The organism is Streptomyces mayteni (assembly GCF_054783955.1).
Map to the genome: position 1 here is coordinate 1 of NZ_BAAGPR010000228.1, position 4,080 is coordinate 4,080.

Annotated in this window: 2 protein-coding genes; both read left to right on the forward strand. The window is 72.3% G+C overall.

Translation table 11 applies throughout. From position 1 onward, the window contains the following. A partial coding sequence (locus tag ACYVPE_RS39395; protein WP_461038661.1) for an SDR family NAD(P)-dependent oxidoreductase occupies nt 1–3,092 on the forward strand: 3,092 nt, incomplete at its 5' end. Between the two features lie 41 nt (nt 3,093–3,133). Continuing rightward, the coding region (locus ACYVPE_RS39400; RefSeq protein ID WP_461038662.1) for a beta-ketoacyl synthase N-terminal-like domain-containing protein at nt 3,134–4,080 on the forward strand (947 nt) is incomplete at its 3' end.

Below are 4,080 nucleotides of genomic sequence, written 5' to 3' on the forward strand. Positions count from 1 at the left end.
CCACCCACGACAACCACCACACCCTCCACCTCACCACCCCCGACAACCAACCCATCCTCACCACCACCCTCACCACCCGACCCACCAACATCTCCCCCCTCAACAACACCCCCCACGACTCCCTCTTCGAACTCACCTGGCCACCCCTCCCCACCACACCCAGCGAGGCTCCGGCCCCGGACACACCTCGGTGGGCGATCCTCGGAGAGGAGGAGCCGGCGGCTGATCGGCTCCGGCTGGCGCTGGGTGGTGACGTCCCCGTGTTCCGGGGGCTCGCCGCACTGGAGGTGGCCCGAGGCCCGATGCCGGACGTCGTCCTGGTGCCGGTGGGGCGCCCGGTCGGGGACATGGGTGTCGACGCCGTCGTCGCCACCCATGAGGAGACGTGGCGTGTGGCCGAGTTGCTGCGGCGGTGGCTGGCCGACGAGCGGTGGTCGGAGGTCCGGCTGGTCATCGTCACCGAGGGCGCCGTGGAGGTCAGCCGGGGTGAAGGGGTGGTCGACGCCGCCGGCTCCGCCGTCTGCGGGTTGGTCCGTGCGGCGCAGGCGGAGAGTCCCGGCCGGTTCGTCCTCCTCGACCTGCGGGAGCTGACGGGCGACGGGGCCCACGTCACCGAGGTCGTGCGGGCAGCGCTGGGGTCCGGTGAGCCGCAGCTGGCGATCAGGGGGGCCGGCACGGTCCACGTCGCCCGGCTGAGTCGCGTGACGCGGCACGAGCTGTTGGAGCTGCCCGAGACCTCCGACTCGGCCCGGCGGCTCGACGTCACCGTGCCCGGCACGTTGGAGAACGTCGCCTTCGTCGAACGGCCCGACCACGACCGTGAACTCGCCCCGGGGGAAGTGCGGATCGCCGTGCGGACGATCGGGCTGAACTTCCGCGACGTGCTCATCGCGCTGGGCGCGTACCCGGGCGATCCGCTGATGGGCATCGAGGCGGCCGGCATCGTGTCCGAGGTTGGGCCGGAGGTGGCCGGACTGTCGGTCGGTGACCGGGTGATGGGCGTCCTGTCGCAGGGCGCCGGAACCTCCGCCGTCACCGATGCCCGGCTGGTGACCCGCATCCCGCGTGGCTGGTCGTTCACCGAGGCGGCCGCGTTCCCGGTGGCCTTCCTGACGGCCTGGTACGGGCTGGCCGATCTGGCGCGGGTCAGGCGGGGCGAGTCGGTGCTGATCCACGCCGCGACGGGCGGGGTTGGTTCAGCGGCCATGCAGCTCGCCGCGCACTGGGGGCTTGACGTCTACGCCACCGCCAGTGCCCGCAAGCAGCATGTGCTGCGCTCCCGCGGGCTGCCCGACGGGCGCGTCGGAGACTCGCGGAGCACCGAGTTCGAGACCCGGTTCCGCAAGGACCTGGGCACCGATCGGCGGATCGACGTCGTACTCAACTCCCTGACGGACGAGTTCATCGACGCCTCGCTGCGGCTTCAGGGCCATGGGGGTCGGTTCGTGGAGATGGGGCGGCGGGACGTCCGCGACCCCGAGGAGATCGCGGAGCGCCACGACGGCGTGGTGTACCGGGCGTTCGACCTGATGGAGGCGGGTCCCGACCGCATCGCCGAGATGCTCGCGGAACTCGCCGAGCTGGCCGGGCAGGGCGTGCTGCGGCCGCTGCCGGTGTCGGTCTGGGACGCGCGGCGGGCCGTGGAGGCGCTGCGGTTCATGAGTCAGGGGCGGCACGTGGGGAAGGTCGTGTTGCGGGTTCCCACGCCGCTCGACGGGTCGCGGGGCACGGTCCTGGTGACGGGTGGCACGGGGGTGCTCGGGCGGCAGGTGGCCCGGCGTCTGGTGACGGACCACGGGGTGCGGAGCCTGGTGCTGACCAGTAGGCGTGGCCTCGGGGCCCCGGGTGCGCGGGAGATCGCCGACGAGCTGATGGGGCTGGGGGCCCGGGTGCGCGTGGTGCCCTGTGATGTCGCCCAACGGGAGGGCGCGGCGGCGGCGTTGGCCGCGGTGCCCGAGGAGTTCCCGTTGTGCGCGGTGGTGCACGCGGCGGGGGTGCTGAGCGACGGAGTGTTGACGTCGCTGTCCCGGGAGAGGTTCGAGTCGGTGCTGCGGCCCAAGGTGGACGCGGCCTGGCATCTGCACGAGCTGACCCGGGACCTGGATCTGTCCGCGTTCGTGCTGTTCTCCTCCGCCGCCGGCACCCTGGGCAGCGCGGGGCAGTCGAACTACGCGGCGGCGAACGCGTTCCTGGACGCCCTCGCGCGGGTGCGGCGGGTCCACGGCCTGGCGGGCGTCTCCCTGGCCTGGGGGCTGTGGGAGGAGAGCAGCGAGATGACTGGCGACCTGGGCGAGCGGGATCGTGCCCGGTTGCGGCGAAGCGGGCTGGGCGCGCTCTCCTCGGAGGAGGGCATGGCACTGTTCGACGTCGCCTGGCGCGGGGAGGGTCCGGCGGTGGTCCCCTTGCGCCTCGAGGTTTCTGCGCTGCGGCGCACGGCCGCCGAAGGGGGACCGGTGCCGCCGCTGTTCGCGGCGCTTGTCGAGCCCTCCGGTCGGCCGGTCGCGGCCATGGCCGTGGCCACCGGCGAGTCAGCCGCCGCCTCGGAGGCCGGCGGTGACGGGTGGTCGTCCCGGCTGGCGGGACTGTCGATCGAGGAGCAGCAGGAGGAGGTGCTGCGCCTGGTGCGTGCCGAGGCGACGACGGTGCTCGGGCACGGCACGGAGCAGCAGGTGCCAGTCGACCGGGCGTTCCGTGAGCTCGGCTTCGACTCGCTCACCGCGGTCGAGTTGCGCAACCGACTGAACGCGCGGACGGGGCTCAGGCTGCCGGCCACGCTGGTCTTCGACCATCCGACGCCGGCCGCGCTCGCCGAGCACATGCACACGAGCCTCGTCCCGGAGGCGGCGGACCCGACGACCGCGCTGCTGGCGGAGCTCCAGCGCCTGGACATCGCGTTCGACCAGCTCATTGGTGACGTGGACCAGGGACGTGTCCGGGTCGCCGAGCAGTTGGAGGCGATGTTCAAGCGCTGGTCGGCGCGGCCGGTCGGCGCGGACGAGGCCCCGGCGGGCCTGGAAGGCGAGTTCGAGGACGCCTCGACCGCCGACCTGTTCGACTTCATCGACAACCGACTCGGGCGGAAGACCACGTGATGGGTGGCCGCGCCGCCGAGACGGGTGAGGAGGGCGGAGAGATGCACGAGGTGCGCGGGGACGGTGGCGAGCAGGACGAGAAGCTCGTCGACTACCTCAAGTGGGTCACCAGGGAGTTGCAGAAGACGCGGCAGCAGCTCCAGGAGGCCGAGTCGGCGCGGAACGAGCCGGTCGCGATCATCGGCATGGCGTGCCGTTATCCGGGTGGGGTGTCCTCTCCCGAGGAGTTGTGGCGGCTGGTACTCGAGGAGCGTGACGCCATCTCGGGCTTCCCCGAGAACCGGGACTGGGACCTCGATCGCCTGTATGACCCGGACCCGGAGCGTCCCGGGACCGCCTATACGAGCGAGGGCGGGTTTCTTTACGACGCGGCCGACTTCGACGCGGGGTTCTTCGGGATCAGCCCCCGCGAGGCACTGGCGATGGACCCGCAGCACCGTCAGTTGCTGGAGACGTCGTGGGAGGCCCTCGAGCGGGCCGGCATCGTGCCGGACGCGCTGCGCGGCAGCCGCACCGGTGTGTTCACGGGGATCGCCTACGGGGACTACGCCTCGCGGTTCCCGTCCGTGCCGGCCGAGTACGAGGCGTTCATGGGCACCGGGAACACCGGCAGTGTGGCTTCAGGACGCGTCGCCTACCACCTCGGTCTGGAGGGGCCCGCGGTGTCGGTGGACACGGCGTGCTCGTCGTCGCTGGTGGCCCTCCACATGGCGGCCCACGCGCTGCGCCGGGGCGAGTGTTCGCTGGCGCTCGCGGGCGGAGTGACGCTCATGACCACTCCGGGGCTGTTCGTCGAGTTCAGTCGTCAGCGGGGGTTGTCGGCCGACGGTCGGTGCAAGCCGTTCGCCGCGCGGACGACCGGGACGGGGTTCTCGGAGGGGGTGGGAGTGCTGGTGTTGGAGCGGTTGTCGGATGCGCGGCGGCTTGGGCATCGGGTGTTGGCGGTGGTGCGGGGTTCGGCGATCAACCAGGACGGTGCGAGTAACGG